The 23,244-nt window shown below is 41.2% G+C and carries 23 protein-coding genes; 19 read left to right on the plus strand and 4 right to left on the minus strand.

From position 1 onward, the window contains the following. The first annotated feature begins 550 nt into the window (after nucleotides 1-550). The gene (sigI, locus tag ACIQ0C_RS08635; RefSeq protein ID WP_402839130.1) at nucleotides 551-1,294 is read left to right on the plus strand and encodes an RNA polymerase sigma factor SigI; all 744 of its coding nucleotides are present in this window, start codon (nucleotides 551-553) and stop codon (nucleotides 1,292-1,294) included. After that, complete coding sequence (locus ACIQ0C_RS08640; protein WP_403059071.1) at nucleotides 1,291-2,550, plus strand: anti-sigma factor domain-containing protein; 1,260 nt, start codon at nucleotides 1,291-1,293, stop codon at nucleotides 2,548-2,550. Before sigI ends, ACIQ0C_RS08640 begins: the two co-directional genes overlap by 4 nt. 56 nt (nucleotides 2,551-2,606) lie before the next feature. On the opposite strand, the gene ACIQ0C_RS08645 is transcribed toward ACIQ0C_RS08640, so the two are convergent. Continuing rightward, nucleotides 2,607-2,798 carry an alpha/beta-type small acid-soluble spore protein gene (locus ACIQ0C_RS08645; RefSeq protein ID WP_034314196.1) on the minus strand — a complete coding sequence of 64 codons (192 nt, stop codon included), beginning with the start codon at nucleotides 2,796-2,798 and terminating at the stop codon, nucleotides 2,607-2,609. Nucleotides 2,799-3,030: 232 nt separating this feature from the next. Between ACIQ0C_RS08645 and ACIQ0C_RS08650 the strand changes: the two genes are divergently transcribed. The 14 genes from ACIQ0C_RS08650 to ACIQ0C_RS08715 all read left to right on the plus strand — a co-directional run bounded on the left by ACIQ0C_RS08650 (nucleotide 3,031) and on the right by ACIQ0C_RS08715 (nucleotide 16,868). Next, the gene (locus ACIQ0C_RS08650; RefSeq protein ID WP_403059073.1) at nucleotides 3,031-4,383 is read left to right on the plus strand and encodes a TrkH family potassium uptake protein; all 1,353 of its coding nucleotides are present in this window, start codon (nucleotides 3,031-3,033) and stop codon (nucleotides 4,381-4,383) included. A gap of 194 nt (nucleotides 4,384-4,577) precedes the next feature. After that, the gene (locus ACIQ0C_RS08655; RefSeq protein ID WP_403059075.1) at nucleotides 4,578-5,900 is read left to right on the plus strand and encodes an ATP-binding protein; all 1,323 of its coding nucleotides are present in this window, start codon (nucleotides 4,578-4,580) and stop codon (nucleotides 5,898-5,900) included. A gap of 106 nt (nucleotides 5,901-6,006) precedes the next feature. After that, nucleotides 6,007-7,236, plus strand: coding sequence for an acyl-CoA dehydrogenase family protein (locus ACIQ0C_RS08660; RefSeq protein WP_403059077.1), 1,230 nt, complete (start codon nucleotides 6,007-6,009; stop codon nucleotides 7,234-7,236). Further along, nucleotides 7,233-8,006: an SDR family oxidoreductase gene (locus ACIQ0C_RS08665; protein WP_402839141.1), complete on the plus strand. Its 774-nt coding sequence runs from the start codon at nucleotides 7,233-7,235 to the stop codon at nucleotides 8,004-8,006. The genes ACIQ0C_RS08660 and ACIQ0C_RS08665 overlap by 4 nt, the downstream gene beginning before the upstream one ends. Nucleotides 8,007-8,043: 37 nt before the next feature. Next, nucleotides 8,044-9,654 carry a long-chain-fatty-acid--CoA ligase gene (locus ACIQ0C_RS08670; RefSeq protein WP_403059426.1) on the plus strand — a complete coding sequence of 537 codons (1,611 nt, stop codon included), beginning with the start codon at nucleotides 8,044-8,046 and terminating at the stop codon, nucleotides 9,652-9,654. Between the two features lie 72 nt (nucleotides 9,655-9,726). Next, nucleotides 9,727-10,290: a TetR/AcrR family transcriptional regulator gene (locus ACIQ0C_RS08675; RefSeq protein ID WP_402839143.1), complete on the plus strand. Its 564-nt coding sequence runs from the start codon at nucleotides 9,727-9,729 to the stop codon at nucleotides 10,288-10,290. A 39-nt stretch (nucleotides 10,291-10,329) separates the two neighbouring features. Next, nucleotides 10,330-11,214, plus strand: a complete 885-nt coding sequence (locus tag ACIQ0C_RS08680) for a 3-hydroxyacyl-CoA dehydrogenase family protein (RefSeq protein WP_403059079.1) — start codon at nucleotides 10,330-10,332, stop codon at nucleotides 11,212-11,214. Beyond that, nucleotides 11,214-11,999, plus strand: coding sequence for an enoyl-CoA hydratase (locus tag ACIQ0C_RS08685; protein WP_403059081.1), 786 nt, complete (start codon nucleotides 11,214-11,216; stop codon nucleotides 11,997-11,999). Before ACIQ0C_RS08680 ends, ACIQ0C_RS08685 begins: the two co-directional genes overlap by 1 nt. A 15-nt stretch (nucleotides 12,000-12,014) precedes the next feature. Then, on the plus strand, nucleotides 12,015-12,416 hold the full coding sequence (locus tag ACIQ0C_RS08690; RefSeq protein ID WP_403059084.1) for an acyl-CoA thioesterase: 402 nt from the start codon (nucleotides 12,015-12,017) through the stop codon (nucleotides 12,414-12,416). A gap of 29 nt (nucleotides 12,417-12,445) precedes the next feature. Continuing rightward, nucleotides 12,446-13,507, plus strand: a complete 1,062-nt coding sequence (locus tag ACIQ0C_RS08695) for a phosphotransferase family protein (RefSeq protein WP_403059086.1) — start codon at nucleotides 12,446-12,448, stop codon at nucleotides 13,505-13,507. Nucleotides 13,508-13,511: 4 nt separating this feature from the next. After that, complete coding sequence (locus tag ACIQ0C_RS08700) at nucleotides 13,512-14,270, plus strand: 2-phosphosulfolactate phosphatase (RefSeq protein WP_403059088.1); 759 nt, start codon at nucleotides 13,512-13,514, stop codon at nucleotides 14,268-14,270. Nucleotides 14,271-14,298: 28 nt separating this feature from the next. Next, complete coding sequence (locus ACIQ0C_RS08705) at nucleotides 14,299-15,078, plus strand: SDR family NAD(P)-dependent oxidoreductase (protein WP_403059090.1); 780 nt, start codon at nucleotides 14,299-14,301, stop codon at nucleotides 15,076-15,078. A 16-nt stretch (nucleotides 15,079-15,094) separates the two neighbouring features. After that, nucleotides 15,095-15,874, plus strand: a complete 780-nt coding sequence (locus tag ACIQ0C_RS08710; RefSeq protein WP_403059092.1) for an enoyl-CoA hydratase/isomerase family protein — start codon at nucleotides 15,095-15,097, stop codon at nucleotides 15,872-15,874. Nucleotides 15,875-15,890: 16 nt separating this feature from the next. Beyond that, nucleotides 15,891-16,868 (plus strand): quinone oxidoreductase family protein, encoded by a 978-nt coding sequence (locus tag ACIQ0C_RS08715; protein ID WP_402839159.1) that lies wholly within the window; start codon nucleotides 15,891-15,893, stop codon nucleotides 16,866-16,868. A 66-nt stretch (nucleotides 16,869-16,934) separates the two neighbouring features. On the opposite strand, the gene ACIQ0C_RS08720 is transcribed toward ACIQ0C_RS08715, so the two are convergent. Then, nucleotides 16,935-17,270: a DUF3905 domain-containing protein gene (locus tag ACIQ0C_RS08720; RefSeq protein ID WP_403059094.1), complete on the minus strand. Its 336-nt coding sequence runs from the start codon at nucleotides 17,268-17,270 to the stop codon at nucleotides 16,935-16,937. A 122-nt stretch (nucleotides 17,271-17,392) separates the two neighbouring features. Here ACIQ0C_RS08720 and ACIQ0C_RS08725 point away from each other — a divergent pair, with 122 nt between their 5' ends. Together ACIQ0C_RS08725 and ACIQ0C_RS08730 are read left to right on the plus strand one after the other, a co-directional pair. Next, nucleotides 17,393-17,557, plus strand: a complete 165-nt coding sequence (locus ACIQ0C_RS08725) for a hypothetical protein (RefSeq protein WP_057278994.1) — start codon at nucleotides 17,393-17,395, stop codon at nucleotides 17,555-17,557. Continuing rightward, nucleotides 17,550-17,696, plus strand: a complete 147-nt coding sequence (locus tag ACIQ0C_RS08730) for a hypothetical protein (RefSeq protein WP_164468810.1) — start codon at nucleotides 17,550-17,552, stop codon at nucleotides 17,694-17,696. Before ACIQ0C_RS08725 ends, ACIQ0C_RS08730 begins: the two co-directional genes overlap by 8 nt. 37 nt (nucleotides 17,697-17,733) lie before the next feature. Here ACIQ0C_RS08730 and ACIQ0C_RS08735 read toward each other — a convergent pair whose 3' ends face one another. Together ACIQ0C_RS08735 and ACIQ0C_RS08740 are read right to left on the minus strand one after the other, a co-directional pair. Next, nucleotides 17,734-19,494: a B12-binding domain-containing radical SAM protein gene (locus ACIQ0C_RS08735; protein ID WP_403059429.1), complete on the minus strand. Its 1,761-nt coding sequence runs from the start codon at nucleotides 19,492-19,494 to the stop codon at nucleotides 17,734-17,736. A 188-nt stretch (nucleotides 19,495-19,682) separates the two neighbouring features. After that, complete coding sequence (locus ACIQ0C_RS08740) at nucleotides 19,683-20,708, minus strand: acyltransferase family protein (RefSeq protein WP_403059096.1); 1,026 nt, start codon at nucleotides 20,706-20,708, stop codon at nucleotides 19,683-19,685. 276 nt (nucleotides 20,709-20,984) lie between these two features. On the opposite strand from ACIQ0C_RS08740, the gene ACIQ0C_RS08745 reads away from it, so the two are divergent. Continuing rightward, nucleotides 20,985-23,144, plus strand: coding sequence for a PAS domain S-box protein (locus tag ACIQ0C_RS08745; protein ID WP_403059098.1), 2,160 nt, complete (start codon nucleotides 20,985-20,987; stop codon nucleotides 23,142-23,144). Nucleotides 23,145-23,244 lie beyond the last annotated feature (100 nt).

The following is a 23,244-nucleotide window of genomic DNA, read 5'->3' on the forward strand; positions in this document are numbered from 1 at the left end:
AAGTTGAATGGAACGGAGGGTGCGAGACTCCTGCGGAAAAAGCGCGTCGAAGGGAGACCCCGCAGGCGCTAGGAGCCGAGGAGGCTCCCGGACCGCCCGCGGAAAGCGAGTGCCTGGAGTGGAAATCAACGTTTGAGGTTTTATAAACATTCATAAAAACTGAAACAAACTTGATTTTCATCGAGTTTGTCTACAGTCTGCAGGTGTGCCGGTCACGCCTATTTTTTTTGTTTCTTAATGTATTTTATGGAGATGACCCTCAAAAGCGCAGGTATATTTACGAATGATATGTTAAAAGATGTGAATATTAAATTCCGGTTATAAAAATGACAATTGTCCCATTGTATTGGACAAATAAACGGAAAAAGATATTTTACTGTAATTGCACTGTAACAAACGAGAAAAAACTAAGTATTTTATCATGTTGATATATTATGTGATTTCATTTTTATCGCAAAAATAGTTCTTTTGGTACTGTCTTTTAGACTCCCTCCGCTTAAGATAAGTATGTTGATGCGTATTTTATGTTCAACAGGAGCGAGGTGAGCAAATGCTTGGTTTGTTGTTTACAGCATTCAAAAAAAAGCGTTCTTTAGAAGAAACCGTATTGAAAATTCAACAAGGCGATAATAGCCTTCGTAATGATACTATAGAGTCATTCAAACCTTTTATTGCAAAAACAGTCTCATCGGTTTGCAAACGTTACATATACGAATCAGATGATGAATTCAGTATTGGAATGATTGCTTTTAACGAGGCAATTGAAAAATACTCCCCGGAAAAAGGCCGTTCTTTATTGGCATTTGCCGAAACCCTCGTTAAACGAAGGGTTATAGATTATTTAAGAAGCCAGTCCAAACAAAAAGAAGTCCTATTGGATTTATCAATGAATGATGATAATGATCAAAGCCAAATATATATCGATAATGAAAATTCCATCAATGAATACGAGATGCAGAAGGAATCGGAAAGAAGAAGAGAAGAAATTCAGCTTTATATAAGCCATCTACAGGATTTTGGTCTGTCATTTGAGGATTTAGTTGAAAGCTCTCCCAAACATGCAGATGCCAGGAAGGGAGCTATTATGATCGCTAAATTGTTAATGGAAGATGACGAACTGAAGGAAATCCTGTTTGCAAAAAAGCGGCTGCCCGTAAAACAGCTTGAGGGAAAAGTGGAAGTAAGCAGAAAAACGATTGAACGGAACAGAAAATACATCATTGCTGTGGCAATCATAATAAACGGAGATTTTTTGTATTTGAATGATTATATAAAAGGGGCTATCGATGAATGAAAAAAGGAGTAATTCTTTCAGTTAATAAACGATTTGTAACCCTATTGACCCCAGAGGGTGAATTTCTGAAAACCAAAAGGCAGGAAAGGGAATATGAAGTGGGTGAGGAAATCACTTTTTCACCAGCAAAACAAAAATTCACTTTAGCCTTTTCCAATATACATTCATCTTTCAAAAAAACGGCCGTGCTAAGCATTGCTTCCACCTTCTTGATTCTCTTTTCGATTCTTCCTTCTTATTTCTCTGGTCCTGTGTCTGCATATATGACGATAGATGTGAATCCAAGCATTGAATTGGAGCTTGACGATGATTTAGAAGTTCTCAAGCTTACCGGATTAAATGAAGACGGCAAGATTGTGATTGGTCAGCTGAAGGACTGGAAAGGCAAGGATATAAAGACTGTTACAAACCGAATCGTTAAAACGACGGAGCAACTTGGTTATTTGAAAGGAAATAAACAAATAGTCGTTTCCACAACGTTAATGGAAAAAAATAAAGAACTGGATAAGAATTTAAAAGAAGAGATAAAAGAAATATCTAAGCAGGATAATGTTTCCAAAACAAGAATGAAAGTGATCCGGGCAACAAAAGGCGATCGTAAGGAAGCAAGGGAACAAGGCATATCCACGGGTAAGTATCTCGAAAAGAAGTTGAATGAAGATAAAGAAAAGGTAAAAGTCAATAAGAGGGAGCCTGCTCCAGCGCCAGATAAAAAAGTCGAGGAAAACGTTGTTATTCCGAAAGAGAAGAGCGTAACGCTGAGTACGGAAAACAAATCGGATGGAGAGAAGAAAAAAGAGAATCATGAAATTGAAATGAAGCAAACGCCGGCCAATGAAGCCAAACCGACTGAACGGAAAAAAACGGGAACGGAATGTACCAAAGAACAAACTGAACGGGAAGATACAGTTGGAAAACGGAATTCGATAAATGGATTCAAGGAAAAAAGCAACGAGACAAAAGGGAGTTCCGATAGCGATCACAGCAACCAATCAAAGAACAAGCAGAAAAATGAACAGAATGATAAAAAGTTCGATGTGAAAAAAGTTTCATCAGCCAAAGAAACTAATAATCCAAATGATCATTTAAGGCACGAAAATAAAAATAAACAAACGAAACAAGCGAATCAAACGAAACAAGTGAATCAAACGAAACAAGCGAAACAGAATAAGCAAAAAAAACAAGACAAGCAAGATTGGGATAAGTCGAAAAGGGGTAAAGGCAATAATGGAAATGGAAATGGACATAATGATTAAAAAGAGTCCAGCATGCAGCTGGACTCTTAGCCATGGATATTTAATTGTGAAAAGAATTATTGACCTTTAAGTTGAGATTGTGCTTGTTGGACAAGACGTTTCGTGATTTCTCCGCCAACTGAACCATTGGCACGTGCTGAAGTATCGGAACCTAATTGTACACCGAATTCAGATGCAATTTCATATTTGATTTGTTCTAATGCTTGTTCGATTCCTGGAACAAGAAGATTGTTACTGCTGTTAGCCATTTGAATCTCCCCTTTACTTTTTCAACGGCTTTTGCCGCTGTAATGATAGTATAAGTAGAATGTGGAGTTTTACTTATATGAGCGGCATCAAACTTATTGGTAAACCTGCCTTTTTGTTGTAAGTAAGTCAGTTTTAAAAGAGAATGGAAAAAAGAATGAAAAAAGGGTAAACTAGATTTTTAATGGTTATGTGATTCGCATAACTATAAAGGAGTAAGAAAGGAAACTCTTTATGGTTGCTATCAAAAAAATATTATCAAAGTTAACACCAGCTCAGCTTATCGTCGGTTATTATTTTTTGGCCGTCAGCATCTCGACCATACTGTTAAGTCTGCCGGTCGCTCTTAAGCCAGGCGTGGAATTTGGATTCATGGATGCATTATTCACAGCCGTAAGTGCAGTTAGTGTAACAGGTCTAACAGTTGTAAGTTTGCCCGAAGTGTATAATGAGGTAGGCTATTTCATTCTCATGTTCGTTCTCCAATTTGGAGGTATTGGCATCATGACACTCGGAACCTTTTTCTGGCTTATAGTGGGCAAGAAAATCGGCTTGAAGGAAAGACAATTGATCATGACAGATCAAAACCAATCGAATCTTTCTGGTCTTGTTAAATTATTGATCCAAATCATTCAAATATTTGTCGTAATTGAAATGATTGGAGCTCTCGTATTAGGCATTTACTTTCTTAATTATTTTCCTAACGGGAAAGAAGCCTTTTTAAATGGCTTATTTTTAGCCGTAAGTGCCACAACGAATGCTGGTTTTGACATTACCGGTATTTCGATGATTCCATTTAAAGACGATTATTTTGTACAGTTCATTACGATTATCCTGCTTACCCTTGGAGCCATTGGGTTTCCTGTCTTGATTGAGCTGAAGGAGTTTTTATCCAATAAGGCCCGTACTTATAAGTTTCATTTTTCTTTATTCACGAAGCTGACCTCAGTCACTTTCTTTTCCCTTATCGTTGGGGGAACGATCCTGATTCACCTTCTGGAAATTAATGGATTTTTCAAAGGGAAGAACTGGCATGAATCGTTCTTTTACTCTTTATTTATGTCCTCCAATACGCGAAGCGGCGGGTTGGCAACCATGAATGTGAGTGACTTTTCGGAACCGACCCTTTTATTGTTGAGCATACTGATGTTCATTGGAGCATCCCCAAGTTCAGTCGGGGGAGGAATCCGGACAACTACACTGGCCATCATGATTCTATTTTTATGGAATTTCATGAGAGGAAGGCGTTCCATAAAAGTGTTCAAACGTGAGATTCATCCCGATGATATCCGAAAAGCGACAGCAGTCATGATCATGGGATCGCTTCTTTGCATAATGGCGGTCTTCATTTTATCAATTACCGAAAATTTCACTTTGATGCAAATCATTTTTGAAGTATCTTCGGCTTTCGGTTCAGTCGGCCTTTCGATGGGAATCACGCCTGACCTCAGCAATACCGGTAAAATTGTCATTATGATCATTATGTTCATTGGCCGTGTCGGGATAACCTCCCTGCTGTATATCATAGGCCATAAAGAAGTTACGGAAAATTTCCATTATCCAAAAGAACGCGTCATCATTGGGTAAATGATTTAAGTTGAACAGTGACCTTTCCACCCTTGGAAAGGTTTTTTGTGTTGTTTGCAGGAATCATGGATAAAATGTGGAAATTTACCTATAAGTGAGTGTCCTGCCATTTCTACAGAAATATGCTCAATTTGATCCCTTACATGGAATTCGGTCGGAGAAGTATAAATCATTTTGGTAAGGAGGTGGAAAATGTGAAGAAATATACTGGAAGGATCATTGTCCCTGCTCTTTTTTTTGTATTGATATTACCCTATATAGGGTGGCTGGGTCATGAAGAACGCAGGATTTCCGCCTTTGCAGGAATATATTTAATCGTAATATTAACCATAGCATGGTGTTTGGGTGCCATTTATGATCATAAACGGAAAACGATTGCTTTATTGCAAGATAGTGAAGGGCGTTATCGCATTTTCTCCAATTACTCTAAAGAATTGGTCAATAGCTTCAATGAAGTTATTTTCCAAACGGATGATAAAGGAAAATGGCTGTACTTAAACCCGGCATGGAAATCGATGAGTGGTGCATCCGTAAATGAATCCCTGGGGCTTCACTTTTCTAAACATATGGATAACGATTCTTATCAAGACGTATTAAAGGCCTTCGCGGACTCCTTTCATCGGGGGAATAAATATTTTCGTGCGGACATTAAACTAAATGCGAAAAAGGGAACAAGTTGGGTTGAGGCATTCGTTAAACTAATTTACGATGACGCTGGGAAATTCATCGGGACAGCGGGCATATTATCGGAAATTAATGAACGTAAACATGCTGAGGAAAAGCTTGTGAGCCTAAACGAACATTTGGCGATCACATCAAGCAAGTTATCAACGGCTGCCCAGCTTGCGGCTGGGATTGCACATGAGGTCAGGAATCCGATGACGGCGATAATGGGATTTGTGAAGTTGATTAAAGATGGCGGTGCCGAAAAGCAAGAATATTACGATATTATTTTTTCGGAAATAAATCGGATCGAGAAAGTGCTGAATGAACTCTTGCTGCTATCGAAACCCGCTGGGGCGGTTTTTCTTGAGAAGGATTTGAAGGAAAGCTGCAACCATGTCGTAACGCTGTTGGAGACAAACGCCGTACTGAACAATATTCAAATTCATAAAAATTATGATCCAGAACCTATTTTAATGTACTTTGATGAAAACCAAATCAAGCAAGTACTAATAAACATGATAAAAAATTCCATAGAATCGATGCCGAATGGCGGAAATATTTTTGTGAGCATAAATGAAAAAAATGGGGAAGTTTTTTTGAGCATTTTGGATGAAGGGGAGGGCATTCCGGAAAACTCCCTTCAAAAAGTAGGAGAACCATTTTTCACCACAAAAAGATCAGGAACGGGTTTGGGTCTTTCCGTTTGTTTTAGGATCATCGAAAAGCATGGCGGTAAAGTTTTCATCACAAGTGAACTGAAAAAGGGTACGAAAATCGTTTGTATATTTCCAGCCGTCCAACAAAAGCAAAATAGTGAGAACGAAAAGGTCCAGATACAGGACCTTGAATGACAAGAAAACAAAAGGTTTAATTGTTGAAAAAATCTGAATGTTGTGTATATACTTTAAAAGTAATAACATACTAACCGGTTAGTAAGTTTAAAAGGAGGAATTCAATTTGAACTTTGAACATACTCAAAAGGTGAAAAATCTGGAAAAGAAGTTAACGGAATTCATGGAGAAGCACGTTTACCCAAATGAATCAATATACAAAAAGCAGCTCGAAACACAGGAAAGCCGCTGGAGTGAAATTCCCCCGATATTATCTGAATTGACGGCAAAAGCAAAAGAAGAAGGATTATGGAATTTATTTTTACCTGATAGCGGTTATGGCGCAGGTTTAACAAATCTAGAATATGCCCCGCTTTGCGAAATCATGGGTAGGTCGTCGATAGGACCTGAAATCTTCAACTGTAATGCGCCGGACACTGGTAATATGGAAGTGTTGGTGAGATACGGTTCGGATGAACATAAAGAACGCTGGCTGAAGCCCTTGCTTGCTGGGGAAATCCGCTCATGCTTCTCGATGACAGAACCGGAAGTGGCGTCTTCCGATGCGACCAATATCGAATGCAGGATAGAAAAGACGGGTAATGAGTATGTCATAAACGGCCGAAAATGGTGGTCTTCAGGAGCAGGCGATCCCCGGTGCAAGATTGCCATCGTCATGGGTAAGACAGATCCTGAGGCGGCCAAGCATGAACAACAGTCAATGATTCTTGTACCGCTGGACACACCTGGTGTCAAAATCGAGAGAATGCTCCCTGTGTTTGGTTATGATCATGCGCCGCATGGCCATGCTGAAATCACTTTTGAAAATGTTCGGGTCCCGGCAACGAATATTCTATGGGGTGAAGGAAAAGGATTTGCGATTGCCCAAGGAAGACTCGGACCCGGAAGGATACATCATTGCATGAGGCTGATTGGCGCTGCTGAAAGAGCACTTGAAGAATTATGTAAGCGCATTCAAAATCGTGTCGCTTTTGGTAAAACACTGGCGAGACAAGGTGTAGTCATGGAGTGGGTTGCTGATTCAAGGATTGAAATCGAACAAGCAAGACTTCTGACCTTAAAAGCTGCTTACATGATGGATACTGTCGGGAACAAGGAAGCGAAGGCGGAGATTGCGATGATAAAAGTGGTTGCACCAAATATGGCATTGAATGTGCTGGACAGGGCCATCCAAGGCTTTGGAGCTGCAGGGATTTCCGATGATTTCCCTTTTGCCGCTCATTGGGCCAATGCAAGGACTTTAAGGCTTGCTGATGGTCCCGATGAAGTTCACCGATCACAAGTTGCTAAAATAGAACTTCGAAAATATCAACAAAAGCATGAGGTGAAAATATGAAAGTTACCGACTTATTCGATCTAACTGGAAAGACGGCGATCATAACCGGTGGAGGGAGAGGGTTGGGAGCACAAATAGCGACCGGCTTTGCCGAAGCTGGGGCAAATGTCGTACTTTGTTCAAGGAAGAAGGAGGCATGTGACGAAGTTGCTTCGCAAATCCAAAAGCTTGGAGTCAAGGCGCTTTCCTTCAAGTGTGATATCACCAATCCGTCAGATGTACAGGAAGTTGTTAACGAAACTTACCGTGAATTCGGTGCCATCGACATTTTAGTGAACAATAGCGGGGCATCCTGGGGGGCACCGGCCGTCGACATGCCCCTTGAAGCGTGGCAGAAGGTGATGAATGTCAATGTAACCGGAACCTTTATCATGAGCCAGACAGCAGGCAGGGTCATGATTGAGCAGGGACATGGGAAAATCATAAACATCGCTTCCGTCGCCGGATTAGGGGGTACCGACCCGAGGGTGCTCGATACAGTCGGATATAATACGAGTAAAGGGGCTGTCATTACCTTGACGAAGGATTTAGCTGTTAAATGGGGTCAGCATAATATCAATGTCAATGCAATCGCACCCGGTTTCTTTCCGACAAAAATGACGAAAGCGGTTCTTGAGCAAGGAAAGAATCCTATCTTGGATTCCACGCCGCTAAAAAGATTAGGGAGTGATGATGATTTGAAAGGGGCAGCGGTTTTCCTTGCCTCGAAGGCATCTGACTTTGTGACTGGCAATATCTTGATCGTCGATGGTGGTTCACATGCAAAGTAATGCAAGGTAAGTAAATATGGCTGGAGGGTATGAAATGATGAATGAAAAAAAATGGCTTTCCGTTTATCCTGATTCAATTTCAAAGGAAATAAAAGTCCCTGAGTTTCCGATGCAAAGAATCCTTCAAAATGCAAGTGAGTCCCATCCAACCAAAACAGCTATTACTTTTTATGACCGAAAGATATCTTATCAGGAACTTTTTCATGCGTCGCAAGCCTTTGCTTCAGCCCTGCAAAAAAAGGGTGTTCAAAAAGGCGACCGTGTCGCCATCATGCTGCCTAACTGCCCGCAATACGTCATAGCTTATTATGGATCATTGACAACAGGAGCCATTATCACCCAAATCAACCCAATGCTGGTTGAAAGGGAGCTACAGCATATTTTACAGGACTCCGGTGCAGAAACGATTGTGGTATTGGACGGATTATACCCGAAAGTGAAAAGTGTGCAGCAACATGCAAATCTGAAAAATATTATCGTCGTAAGCCTTCAGGCATCGGATGCAGATTTCAAGCCTGATGCTTCTTTTGACCAATTCATGAAGACGGGAGACGGCAAAATCAATCCCGTATCAATCGATCCTGAAAATGATATAGCCGTTCTTCAGTATACAGGAGGAACGACTGGCCGTTCAAAAGGGGCGATGCTGACTCACAGCAATATTCTGGCCAATGTCGTTCAAACGTATGAATTCTTCAAGCATGAATTAAAAATAGGTACTGAAAGAACGCTGTCGGTCATCCCGCTATTTCATGTTTTTGGAATGTCGTCCGCAATGAATTTATCCATATATATTGCGGGTGACTCCATCATGCTGCCACGATTCGAAATAGAAGAAGTGCTGGAAACGATTAAGCGTGAACAGCCGACCACTTTTCCTGGTGTACCGACCATGTATGTAGCGTTGACGAATCATCCAAAGGCAGAAGAATATGGAATGGGCTCAATTCAGGTCTGTAACAGCGGAAGTGCACCGATGCCCGTGGAACTGCTGCGTGAGTTCGAACGAAAATCGGGTGCGAAGATATTGGAAGGCTACGGTCTTACGGAAGCTTCGCCAACAACGCATTGTAACCCGGCATTTGCAAAAAGGAAACCTGGGAGCGTCGGGATAGGCATCCCTTCGACTGAATATAAAGTGATGGACCTGGGAGACGGGACAAAAGAAGTGGCATCTGGCGAAATGGGGGAATTGGTCGTCAAAGGACCCCAAGTGATGAAAGGTTACTGGAATATGCCTGAGGAAACGGCGGTGACCCTTAGGGATGGTTGGCTTTATACGGGGGATATCGCCAAAGTTGATGAAGATGGGTATCTCTATATTGTCGACAGGAAAAAAGATTTGATCATCGCAAGTGGTTATAATATATATCCGCGAGATGTGGAGGAGGTACTCTATGAACATCCTGCTGTCCAGGAAGCGGTTGTCATCGGAGTTCCGGATGCTTACCGAGGGGAGTCGGTAAAAGCGGTCCTTGTACTTAAAAATAATAAAACGGCAAATGAACGGGAAATCATCGATTACTGCCGGGCAAACCTATCGGCCTATAAAGTTCCGCATTTCGTTGAATTTCGTGAAGAGTTACCGAAAACTAATGTCGGAAAGATTTTAAGGCGGGCTTTAAGAGAAGAACTTTCCAGGAAATAAGAGGGCTTTGATAGTACGAAAGCGTATGATATCAATTCAGCTGAAATTTTAACAGATTGCGAGGATGCAAACATGAAAGAAAAAATGACAGAACATAGCATACGCTTATTTGAAAAGAAGGGCTTTAGTGAAACGTCGATTTCTGATATCGTCGAATCGGTCGGGGTGACGAAGGGAACGTTTTATTATTACTTTACGAGCAAAGAGCAGTTGCTTATGGATATTCATCTAGCTTATATAGACGAGTTGCTTAGTGAGCAGGAAATAATCATGTTGGAACCTGGGAAAAGCTGCAAGGATAAGCTTTTCGATATCGTATTGATGCTTTTAAAAAGCATCAAAACCAAAAAGTCCAGCGCAACGGTCTTTTTCCGTGAAATGAAGAATCTAAGTGACGAAAAACTTGCACAAATCCTTCCTAAGCGGGATGAGTTCCGTAATAAAATCGAGCAAGTGCTGATAAGTGGCATCGAGAGCGGAGAACTACGTTCCAATCTCGATGCATCCATCATTTCTTTTGCTATTTTGGGTGTGGCCAATTGGAGCTATCATTGGTTCGACCCAGAAGGTGAAAAAACGGAACAGGAAGTTGCAGCCATTTTTATGGGGATGATTCTGCAGGGAATTGAAGCGTGAGTTATATACTAACCGGTTAGTAGAAGGGAGATAGAAGGCATGACCAACAAGCAAATTCAATCAATTACCGTTATTGGGGCTGGGCAGATGGGGCATCAAATTGCGATGCTTGCTGCACTTGGAGGTTACGAAACGATTCTTCAGGATGTTCAGGAAAACGCTTTGAACACAGCCAAAGAAAAACTGGACGTCATTTTGACTAAATGGGTCCAAAAAGGAAAATTGTCTGAAGATCGTAAATTGGCTGCTTTTAGCCGTCTTCAATATACCACCGATCTTGAGAAAGCGGCCAGTGGAGCTGATTTGATCATTGAAGCGGTAGTTGAAAAACTTGATGTGAAACAGGAAGTTTTCGCTAAACTTGAAGAATTGGCCCCAGCAGAAACCATCTTTGCAACGAATAGTTCAACGATTGTCAATAGCCTGATTGCGAGTGTGACGAATCGTCCGGATAAGTTCTTAAATATGCATTTCTTTTTCCCGCCTCTAGTGATGGATTGTGTTGAGGTTGTGATGAGTGACCAAACATCTGAGGAAACAGCGAAACTTGCGATGGAAGTCACGGAGAATATGAATAGGACAGGAGTTTTGTTGAGGAGGGAGATATCGGGATTCGTAGCCAACCGAATCTTGGGAGCGTTGCAGCGTGAGGCCTTATATTTGTATGAAGAAGGAATTGTTGACTATAAGGATATCGATTTGATTTGCAGGAAAGCTTTAGGCCATCCAATTGGTCCTTTTGAACTGATGGATCTATCAGGTATTGATGTGGGGTATTTTGTCATGCAGCAGCGTTACAATGAAACGGGAAATCCAGAAGACAAGCCGAATGCTTGTATAGAAGAAAAGGTGAATAAAGGACATTTAGGAAGGAAAACTGGCAAGGGATGGTATGATTATCCAAACCCAGGAGTGAAGAATTGATGACAAAATTAATTAGAGTGGTTAAGGAAAAGGAAAATAAGCTTGCGGTCATCACCATCGATAATCCTCCATTAAACGTAATCAGTAAACAAGTATTCAGGGAATTGGGAGATACATTCGATGAACTTTCAAAAGATACTGAAACTGTTGCGGTACTCATAACCGGTGCAGGCAATATCGCATTTGCGGCCGGTGCTGATATAAAAGAATTCCCTAGCATGATGGGGAACCCGAATATGAAAGAAATGGTAAAGGAAAGTCATGCCGTCCTAACTAAAATCGATCAGTTTCCTAAACCTACCATAGCTGTATTAAATGGCCTGACTTTGGGCGGCGGATGTGAACTGGCTCTGGCCTGTGATTTGCGAGTGGCCGAAACACAGGTCCAAATTGGTCTGCCGGAAGTGAAATTAGGCTTATTCCCTGGAGCGGGCGGTACACAGCGTTTGTCAAGACTTGTGGGGAATGCAAAGGCAAAAGAGATTATATTTACCGGTGATCCGCTTAGTGCCATGGAAGCGGAAAAAATCGGGCTTGTCAATAAAGTCGTTGAGCAAGGAAGCGGCTTATCGGAAGCGAAAATCTTGGCCTCACGAATGACAAGGCACTCACTTCAGGCACTTTCGAGAATCAAGAAGGCGATTAATGAAGGAAGTGAGACAACGCTTGAACAAGGTCTAGAGATTGAAACGAATCTTTTTGAAGAAATCTTCCAAACTGAAGATGTTAAAGAAGGGGTTTCCGCTTTCTTGGATAAACGTAAACCTGCATTCGTACATCGTTAATCAAGGAGGGGTCTTATGCAAGAATTGGAAGTCAATGTCCGTTTTTCCGAAACGGATGCTTTGGGCCACATCAATAACACAAGCTATTTCATATACCTCGAAGAAGCACGCATGAAATTTTTTGAAGCTTTAGGCCTAGCGACAAATGTAGAATCTTGGAATTTTTTGTTAGCCTCCACTAAATGCGACTTTATTGCTCAGGGATATTTCAATCAACTCTTGACCATTCGTACCTCTTTGACAAAGATAGGTACGAAAAGCTGTGAAATGGTCCATGATATCTTCTGTTCACAAACTGGGGAAGTGATTGCTAAGGGAAGTGCTGTATTAGTCTGTTTTAATTTTTTGAATCAAAAAAGTGAACCCATTCCAGAATTTATTAAAGAAAAGCTCATTTCACATCTTGTTTATAATTAGAATGACAAAGTCTAAAGGAGTGGAAGAACATGGTTGACGATACGATCCCTGTTCGGCCCGGCGAGGAACTGAATATTGGTGCATTAGAAGGTTTCCTAAGAAAAAATGTATTGGACCTTCCAAATGAACCTTTGGAATTACAACAATTTTCTACGGGCTATTCCAATTTGACCTATCAGCTGAAAATTGGTGAGTGGGAGGCTGTTCTAAGAAGGCCACCGCTTGGCCCTGTTGCTCCAAAGGCACATGATATGAAGCGTGAACATCATATCCTTTCCTCAATCAACCCATATTTTCAAGCAGCTCCCGAGCCTATTCTGTTCTCGGATGATGAATCGGTTGCGGGGGCCCCTTTTTTCCTAATGGAAAGGAAACATGGAATTGTAATAGATACCGAATTTCCCAAGGGAATCAAGCCGACTGTTGAAAAGTGCCGACAGCTTTCTTATGTCATGGTGAATCGGCTTGCTGATCTTCACTCGATTCCCTATGAGAAAACGGGATTGGTCGAAATTTCCAAACCTGAAGGGTTCATTGAAAGACAAGTACACGGATGGATTTCCCGCTATGAGAGAGCAAAGACAGATGAAATCAAGGAAATTCGTCCGCTTATCAATTATTTTCAACAGAATATTCCGAAGTATAGCCAGACTTCAATTATCCATTATGACTATAAAATCAATAATGCCATGTTTAATCAGGACCTTACAGAGATGGTTGGTTTATTTGATTGGGAAATGTCCACCGTTGGTGATCCGCTAGCCGATCTAGGAGTGGCTCTAAGCTACTGGACGGAAAGCGGTGACCCGGAACTTATCAAAATCGGTGTGGGTCAAGCGTCCGTCACGACTTTAACTGGTTTCCTGACACGAAGGGAATTTATCGAGACATATGCAGCAAGAAGTGGCAGAGATGTTACCAACGTCGATTTTTATTTAACCTTTGGTTATTTTAAGTTAGCTGTCATCCTTCAGCAAATCTATTATCGATTTAAAAAAGGCCAGACTGATGATCCCCGTTTTTCCAATCTTGGCAAAACGGTTAAAAGCTTACTCACTCATGCTGCAAATGTAGCTGCGAAGGAAGTTTAATAGAATGGGATATATACAAAACATTCATTTACTACTAAAAAAAGAAGAGATAGATGTGGAAAAGCTTCAAGAAGGGGAGAAAGTCGCGGTCATCCTTGATGTGTTATTAGCGACCACAACGATTATTTCAGCACTTCATGATGGAGCACGCCAGGTGATACCTGTCATGGATCCAGTGGATGCCTTGGGGAAAAGCCAGGAATTGGTCCATGGGGATTTTATAGTGGCAGGAGAACTAAAAGCAAAGCCGGTTGATGATTTAATGTATCCAAGTCCGACGCTATTGAGAAAGTTGGTACGCGGCAAAACATTAATACTGTCCACGACTAATGGAACGGTTGCGTTGAAGAATTCAGCCGCTGCCAAAAAGGTTTATATCGCTTCTTTGTTGAATAATCCGTCTGTTGCGGAAAAAATAAAAAAACATCATAAAACAGAAACGATCATCATCGTTTGTTCGGGAAATTCAGGTGAATTCAGTCTGGAAGACTTTTACGGTGCAGGTCATTTGATAGATTGCCTGATTTCTGGATCACAAGGTACGTTCATACTCAACGATGCAGCAAAGGCTGCCAATGCGCTTTATCGCAAAAATAGTGAAAATGCCTTTGATATCCTGAAATCATCGTATGTCGGACAGTTGTTTGACAAACATAGTTTGATCGCCGATTTGGAATTGGCAGCGCAAAAAGGTTCGTTGGATCTTGTGCCAGAGTTGGTTGATGGAAGGATCGAAGCAGAATTGAAAAGGCAGGAAACGTAGTTCGAAATTCGGATAAGGAGTGAAGGGCATGAGGTTTTCACAGTCAATAGCGGTGGTGACAGGTGCAGGCTCTGGTATTGGGAAAGCTACGGCGATGCGCTTGTCGGACGAAGGGGCAAAAGTGTTGTTGGTAGGGCGGACGAAAGGAAAGCTGGAGGAAGCAGCTGCAGAAATCAATGCCAGGCACACGATTCCCGTTGCTGATATTTTCCCTGCAGATGTTACCGTCGAGGAAGATGTAATAGAGCTGGCCAAGTATGTGAAGGAACAATATCGTAACCTTCACATTTTAATCAATAACGCAGGTGGTTCAAAGTCCTCGAAGCTCCTGGATACATCTGCAGCTGATTGGGATATGATTCAACATGTCAATTTGAAAAGCGTCTTTCTAGTTTCCAAGTACTTGGGGAAATTGATGGAAGAAGGAGCTACCAGCGGAAATGAAGGTTCCATCAATCGGGCAATCGTGAATGTGGCTTCACTGTCAGGGCATCAGGCAGGAGCATTCATCCCGCATTACAGCTCTGCTAAAGCCGGGGTCATCAGTTTAACGAAATCTTTGGCACTGGAACTTGCTGCAGTCGGCATTCGGGTCAATTCCGTATCACCGGGATTCATTGAAACGCCATTAACGGAGGATGGATTGCAAAATGAAAAATTCGTAAAGTCCATTCAACGGAACACGGCACTGGAAAGAGTGGGGAAAGCGGAGGAAATAAGTAATGTCATTACCTTTGCTGCTTCCCCGGAGGCTTCCTATATGACTGGGACGGATTTATTGGTGGATGGCGGCTGGTTGATCAAATAGAAAAGGGGATGTGTATATGTTAAAAGAACACTTATTGACAGAAGTAATCGATAATGTAATGATCCTGACTTTGAATCGTCCTGAAAGCTTGAATGCATTTAGTCCGGATATGATTGCAAGCTTAACGAAAGCGATTAAGGATGTAAAACAAACACCGCATATAAGGGCAGTCATCATCAAAGGTGCGGGAAGGTCATTCACTGCAGGAGGTGACGTCAAGTCAATGGGGAAGGCCTCTGCAGGTCAATTGTATGATCATGTTGGCAGAATGAATGAATGCATATTGGCTCTGGATGCTTCCGAGGTTCCCGTAATCGCTGCCGTCCATGGATTTGCTGCTGGGGCCGGATTCAATTTGGCACTCGCCTGTGATTTGATCGTAGCTTCCGATGATAGTCAATTTGCCATGAGTTTTTCACAGGTAGGCCTGATCTCCGATGGAGGGGGTTCATATTTTTTACCTAAATTAGTAGGGCCCCATCTTGCAAAGCAGCTCTTCTTTTCAGCTGAGCCAATTTCTGCGGAACGCTTATATCATTTGGGTGTCATTAATTATATATATCCACTCAATCAACTTGAAGAGGAATCATTGAAACTTGCGGAAAAGCTGGCAAATGGACCGACAAAAGCATATGGGATGATCAAAAAGCTCGTTAGCCATTCATTTACGGCTACACTTGATGAAATACTGGAACAGGAACGTATAACGCAAACATTGATGGCCTCCACAGAAGATCATCTGGAGGGAGTTGCAGCATTCAAAGAAAAAAGAAAACCGGAATTTAAAGGAAATTAATAAGGGAGGGATAAAAATGAGGGCTATTCATTTTGAAGAATACGGCGGACCGGAAGTACTGAAATTGACTGAAATGGAAAGACCTGTGCCAACAGGGCATGAAGTTCTGATTGAAATCGATTGTGTCGGCGTCAATTATGCAGATACAGCCAGGAGGGAAGGGCAATATGTAGTACCTACGCCGCTTCCGTTCATTCCAGGTGCGGAAGTGGCTGGCGTAGTAGTGGAAGTTGGTGGAAAGGTGACCAAAATCAAACCTGGAACAAGGGTCGTCAGTTTAATTGAATCTGGTGGATATTCAGAATATGCCCTTTCTGATGAATTCTCGGCCATCCCGCTTCCTGATGCCATTCAGTTCCATGAAGCTGTTGCCTTGCCCCTCCAAGGTCTGAGCGCCTATCATATTCTGAAGACAATGGGACGCATGCAACAGGGGGAAACGGTATTGGTCCATGCTGCTGCAGGGGGAGTGGGAACGATTGCCGTACAGTTGGCCAAAATCTTCGGGGCTGGAAAAGTGATTGCCACCGCCAGCACAGTGGAAAAGCTGGAACTGGCTAAAGAGATGGGAGCAGATGAACTCATCGATTACACGAAAGAAGGATGGGAAATGAAAGTCCGTGAGGTCACGGGAGGAAAGGGAGTAGACGTCGCGCTGGAAATGGCTGGAGGGGATATTTTCAATAAAACTTTGAAATGTTTGGCTCCATTTGGACGTCTTGTTGTTTTTGGTAATGCAAGTCGTAAGCCTTATACGATGAATCCGCAGCAATTAATGAGGCGCAATCAATCCGTCGTGGGTTTTTTCCTGCCACAGATCATGAAACACCCAGATTTGCTGTTGCCCAGCATTCAAGACCTTTTTGCATACGTTGCGTCTGGGGAGCTTAAGCTAACTATCGGAGGCATCTATCCAATCGAAAAGGCAGCAGCCGTTCATGAGGAAATGAACGCCCGTCAAACGAAAGGGAAGTTGATTTTGCAGGTGAAATGAGAAGAAGGGGTGTATGATGCATCCCCTTCTAGGATTTCAATTGTCCCTTTGCCCCTAAAGAACGCCTCAATCCGTATCATTGCTAACATCTTTATCTGGATGCATGAAAGGCGGCTGCGGCGCTTTTTTAGACTCTAACAGTTCACGGTTTTCAGTTGAATTCCAGCCTATATCATTGGTGGGGTGTATCCATTCGTCTCCAGCCATGATTTCCGGATCTGTATCTTCGCTCCAGTTTTCGAGTGGTGAGTTTTCAGATCCATATTTACTGTCGCCAATGACGACTCCATAATCATTGATGAATGGAGCCTGTGGTTTTATGCCGGTCCCTTTAAAGCTTGGTGCGTTAATTTGGTGTGGTTGTGTATCGTCGATAATTGGTGAATCCAATTTCTTTTTCATATCGTGTCTCCCTTTCCGTTTTACAGTTATGTTTCTCGTCTGTCCCTATATTATCCCTGAATAATTTCCGGCATTTTTACCCCAATCTAAAAGGTAAACTATATTAAAAAGGATGGATGAAAATGAAACGGAAAGCCAATGTGGATGGTGCTGTCAAAGCGAGTAAAACGCCAAAAAGAAACCAAGCTGAAAATGAATTTTCCAATGAGTTCGCAATGGAGGAAAATGCAATGAAAGGTGCCAACCGCAATTCAAAGCAAGGCAGAAAAGGAAGAAGTAATGGATAAAGAAAAACGGAACAGCGGGGAAAAGATGGGAGAACATGTACGAACTGAATTTGGAATCGAATTCAGCGGCGATATGAACGCAACTAAAATTTATGAAATTTTGGCAAAAGAAAACAAAAAACGTGAAAGTGATAAGTAAATAAGGACGGACCCGAATCTTGGGTCCGTCCTTATTCTTAAAGCATGATGCTGCCGGATTTTGAGAGAGGGAAAATCGTTGATCCTTTACCACTCGGATCAAAATAGGCAAGCATGAACGATGGTTTATCGACGATTGTTCCCTCAGCTAAATACGTTTCCAAATCAAAGGGAAGTGCCTCGAGCAAAGTGTGTTTGTGTATTTCCTTTTCGTTAAGAGCTAAAGCTGTGAAAGAGGAACCAAGCTGTTCTGGCTTATTCAGAATATATTCATATATCTCTTTCCGGCCATTTTTATCTAATGAAGCTTCCCACCAAGGTTTACGTGGTTTGTATTTTTGATTCATGAAATAATCCAATTTCATGAGTCCGATAATGTTTTTCAGTTCGGCAGATTCCCGGGAAGCCAAAAACTGCTGTAAACGTCTGAACAAGTCTTCAAGCTGATGTCCGATTCGTGACCAACCTTGTTCATCCCAATAGGTACCGAAATCTTGAAAGAAGTCAAACGGTGATTGAAATACCGTTTTGACAAGATATTCCGTAGTATGATCCATTCTATGGTCGTTCCAGTATTTTTCAAGGACATCTTCAACTTGTTTAATGCGGACGATGTCATCGAAGGATAAAACATTATTCCCCAGGATTTCATATGGAGCATGTTCGCTGTATATATATTGGTGTTCATCGGCACGTATCCGTAAGCCAGTGCCCCGAAGCATCTTTAAGAAACCAAGCTGCATCTCTTCGGGTCTGAGCTCGAAAACATCATTGAAAGTCTTTCTGAAAGAATGATAATCTTCTTCTGGCAAACCGGCAATAAGGTCTAAATGCTGATCAATTTTCTGGCCTTCTTTTACCATGGTTACGGTCCTGGTCAGTTTTTCGAAATTCTGCCTTCTCATTACTAGATCATTCGTATGATCATTCGTCGATTGTACCCCTATTTCAAAACGGAACAGTCCTGCAGGGGCATTATCGTTCAAGAACTGGATAACTTCCGGACGCATGATGTCCGCCGTGATCTCGAACTGGAAAACCACACCGGGATGATGTTCATCTATTAAGAATTGAAACATTTCCATGGCGTAACTTCGGCTGATATTGAAGGTTCGGTCAACGAACTTTATGGTCTTTGCACCATTAGCCATAAGGTACCTTATATCTTCTTTGATCTTTTCACGATCAAAATACCTGACACCCACTTCAATCGATGAAAGGCAAAATTGGCAGCTGAATGGGCACCCTCGGCTAGTTTCGATATATGTGACGCGTTTAGATAGGTCGCCACGGTCTTCCTCCAAACGATATGGAGTAGGGAGGGATTTCAAATCAACCTTGCCGTTCTGAGGCTGGATGATTTTCTTCCCATCCTGTCGATACGCAATGCCACCGATCCTCTTATAGTCATTCGAACCTTCAATTTCAGATAAAAGGGCCTTGAAGGTGACTTCACCTTCTCCAATTACGATGAAATCAGCCCCAGGAATCTGATCAAGCCATTCCCCAACATCATAAGTGACTTCAGGTCCGCCCAGAATGATAACCAATTCCGGGTTGATCTTCTTCAGCATGGCTACCACTTTCATTGTTTCCTCGATGTTCCAAATATAGCAGCTGAACCCAATGACATCAGGTTTTTTGGAATGAAGGTCACCAACTATGTTCATAATTGGATCTTTTATTGTATATTCTGCCAGCTGTACATCATAATCCGGCTGGGCATAAGCTTTTAAATATCGGATGGATAGCGATGTATGGATATATTTTGCATTAAGAGTACTGATTATTATATTCATGTTAAATGGCGTAAAAGAAACGCCTGGCTCCTTTCGTGTACATGTCTTTTTAAGCCAACAAGCACTAACGAGTAATTTTACCATAGCGTGCTTCATTTGAAAAATGAGTTATTGTATTGGGGAATCTTTACAGATTGAAATTTGATTGAAAAAAACGGATAAAGCAGAAAATGCTTCATCCGTTTTTTTTAAAAAGCTTGTTTAATATACTCTTTAGTTTTAGTCATGAAACGCTTTGGTTTGGTCGCCTTCAATTCGATGATCGGCTGGGCCATGGTAGCGATCATTTCACTTGATAATAACACGGTAATCAAGAAGGAGAGGCCGGCGAGCATGATAAAGCTCTCTGTATTGCTGAAGTATTCCTGTATGGTGCTTTCACGGAAGAACCGAATGAAGAAACCATGCAGCAGATAGACATAAAGGGTTTGTTTACCCCAATTCGTAAAGAAATATTGTCCGCGTGGGATGAATGAAAGGAAGCTGAACACTGAAATGATGCTCAATCCATAAAACCCCAGACGTTTAAACATGGACACGATTGTCGCATCTTCAAGTTCGGCATATGGTTTCGAACCGAGCAGCCATTTATAATTGATATCGGTATTTAAATAAAAACCGATAAAAATCACTAACATGATACAAAGCGAAGCCAAACGAACTTTGGGAGTGAAGAGTTTTTTTAAATGTTCCTTGCTTAAATGGTACCCGATCAAAAACATCGGGAAAAAAACGAATGTCCTGGAGAGACTGAGATAATTGGAGATATTGTCAATATATCCAACCAATAATGCGATTATAATAGATAAACCTATGCCTACTGAAGGCTTTATCTTTGAGAAACCAAGCAGCATGATGTTCCAACAGAATAAACTGATCAAGAACCACAGCGACCATTGGGGGTCAAGCAGGTCTACAGTGATGGCAGAACGTTCATATAAGAAATAATAGTAGACGGTATATATCAATTGGAAAATGATGTAGGGTAAAATCAGTTTTTTAGTAATTTTCCCTAAATACCCTTTTTGATAAAAACCTTTTGCAAAGAACCCTGATACAAGGATAAAGGCAGGCATGTGAAAGGAATAAATGGTTTTATATAAAGCATATATCGTTTCACTGTCATGTATATACGTATTCAGCAAATGTCCAAAGACGACAAAAGCCATGAGAATGAACTTGGCGTTATCAAAGAAAAAATCACGTTGTTTCATTATTGCCTCCATTTAATAAATTTTTAAGGTAGCTAGAAAGCATTGTTATTTCTTATTCCCTAAATACCTTGTACTAAATCAATATTTATTAAATTTATTATAAAAACCTTAAATTAAGCTTAACGCTAAGTTTTACAGGATTCAATATACTATAATTTGATATATAGGATAATTTTGGCTCTTGATGATTGCGCCGATTTTCGAAAAATACCGAGGAAAATCAAGATGGATGTCGAATAAAGTTGGTAAGTATGGGTTTTGATGAGGGGGGTTAATATGAATATCGGTTATAAGAATGAAACGGAGTATAAACAGGAAATCTTAAAATTGAATAAACAAATCGAAGGGTTTTTAAACGTTTTCAATTCGATGTCAGAGCCTTATATTTGGGTTGATGAGGAACTGCGTCTCACTTATGCCAATGATGCAGCTTGTGCTTTGCTGGAAACAGCGAAAGATCAGCTGGAGTCCATGAAGATTACTGATTTTCTCGATGTTATCCCATTAAATAACCAGGAAGTGTCAAGCACCCTAAAAACCTCGAATGAAAGTGAAAGGCAAATTATCCAGCTACATACCGGAGACCTTAAGCAAATAGAGTTCATACCAATGGGATCACTTTCCGAAGGACAGCAGTTCTATCGTTTGGGGGATGTGTCATTGGATGTTTCTTCGTCAAGGGAAACAGGGATGTCAAGGCAGATGTTTTTGGACATTTTCGATACAGCCATAGAAAGCATCGTTCTATTCGACAGTTCAGGAATAATAATGGAAGTGAACCATGCCTTTATCCATGTCTTGGGCATCCCGAAAAAAGAGATTGTCGGTAAAAATATGAGGGACCTCATATCCCCAGATTATAGGGGATATTGGGATGTGAGTGTACAAAGAGCCTTTGATGAGTCGAACTACAAAGGAGAGGTAGAGATAAAGGTTGGCGAAGAACTGCATCATTTTACTTTCTCGATAAGTTCAACGGTAGGAAATGAATTATATATGTCGGTGCTTCGACGAATTACAGAATCAAATATTATAGAAAAAAAGTTAGAGACGAGCGAAAGGATTTTTGCGGAATTATTCGACCAGTCCATGGATGCGATCATATTCTGGAATGATGACGGAATCATTTTTCGGGTCAATCATTCAGCATGTAAAATATTCGAATCCAGCAGAGAGGATTTGATAGGCAGTTATATCTGGAAATATGTGTACAGCAACAATCACCATTTCAGTGAGATGATGGAAACGTTTGAAAGAGACACCCAGGTGAGGGGTGAGTTGATTTATAAAATGCCAAATAACCAAATTAAATTGCTTGAATTGACTGCCAAAAAACATGAAGGTGACGGATATAACGTAACGATCTTTCGAAATGTCAGTGAGCGCTGGCTGATTGAGAAGGAATTAAGGGATAGTGAGAAGAAATTCAGGAAGATCTTTGAGGGAACATTAGATGGCTTGATTTTATGGAATCATGAAGGGTTCACGGATATTAATGAAGCGGGTCAGAAAATATTGGAGATTTCGAAGCGCAAACTGCTTTCTTTATCTGTAAAGGGATTCATCGAAAAAATTCCTGAAAATGCTCCTGACTTGAACGCTCACATTGAAAATGTTTATAAGCATGAGGTCTACTCTTCCATCATTCCGATAACATTCGAAGATGGAAGAGTTAAGCATATTGAATTTTTGACGAGGAAAAATTTATATTCGAACCTGAATTTAAGCATTTTCCGTGATGTGAGTAAAAATCTCGAAATGCAGGAACAAATACGAAAATCGGATACTCTGAATGTCGTTGGTGAATTGGCGGCAGGAATCGCTCACGAAATCAGGAATCCAATGACAGCCTTAAAAGGTTTTATACAGTTGCTTGAGGATGGTGTTAAAGGGGAGTTTTCCACATATTTTCATGTGATTACATCCGAAATTAAACGAATCGAAACCATAATCACGGAATTTTTGGTACTGGCAAAGCCGCAAGCGTTAAAAATTTTCAAACAGGATGTTCATACCATATTGAGAGAGACACTCGAATTGATGGCCGCTCAGGCACTGTTGGAAAATATTCAGTTCGAGACAGACTTTGAAGAAGATGTATTTAAGGTATTATGTGAAGCGAACCAGTTAAAGCAAGTGTTCATTAATATCATCAAAAATGCACTGGAAGTCATGCCGGATGGCGGATCTGTTCACATTAAAACAAGCCGATTTTCAGAGAAATACGTTTGCATTTCTATTACAGACAAAGGCATGGGGATTTCAACGGAAATGCTAAAAAAATTGGGTGAACCTTTTTATACGACGAAGGATAGGGGAACAGGGCTGGGGCTCATGGTCAGCTATAAAATCATTGAAGAGCACAATGGCTATATAGAAGTGGAAAGCGAAGTGGGAAAAGGGACGAGCTTTCATATTTATTTGCCATTCGAGTAATTTAGAAGGGAATGCTCTATATCTTTCTTAAGTTAACTGAAAGCATGGATATTTCATTGGGGATCCTTTATTGGATTCCTTTTTAGTTCCATCATTATTA

Origin of the sequence: Peribacillus sp. NPDC096448 (genome assembly GCF_044762675.1) — a bacterium.
GTDB lineage: Bacteria > Bacillota > Bacilli > Bacillales > DSM-1321 > Peribacillus > Peribacillus frigoritolerans_B.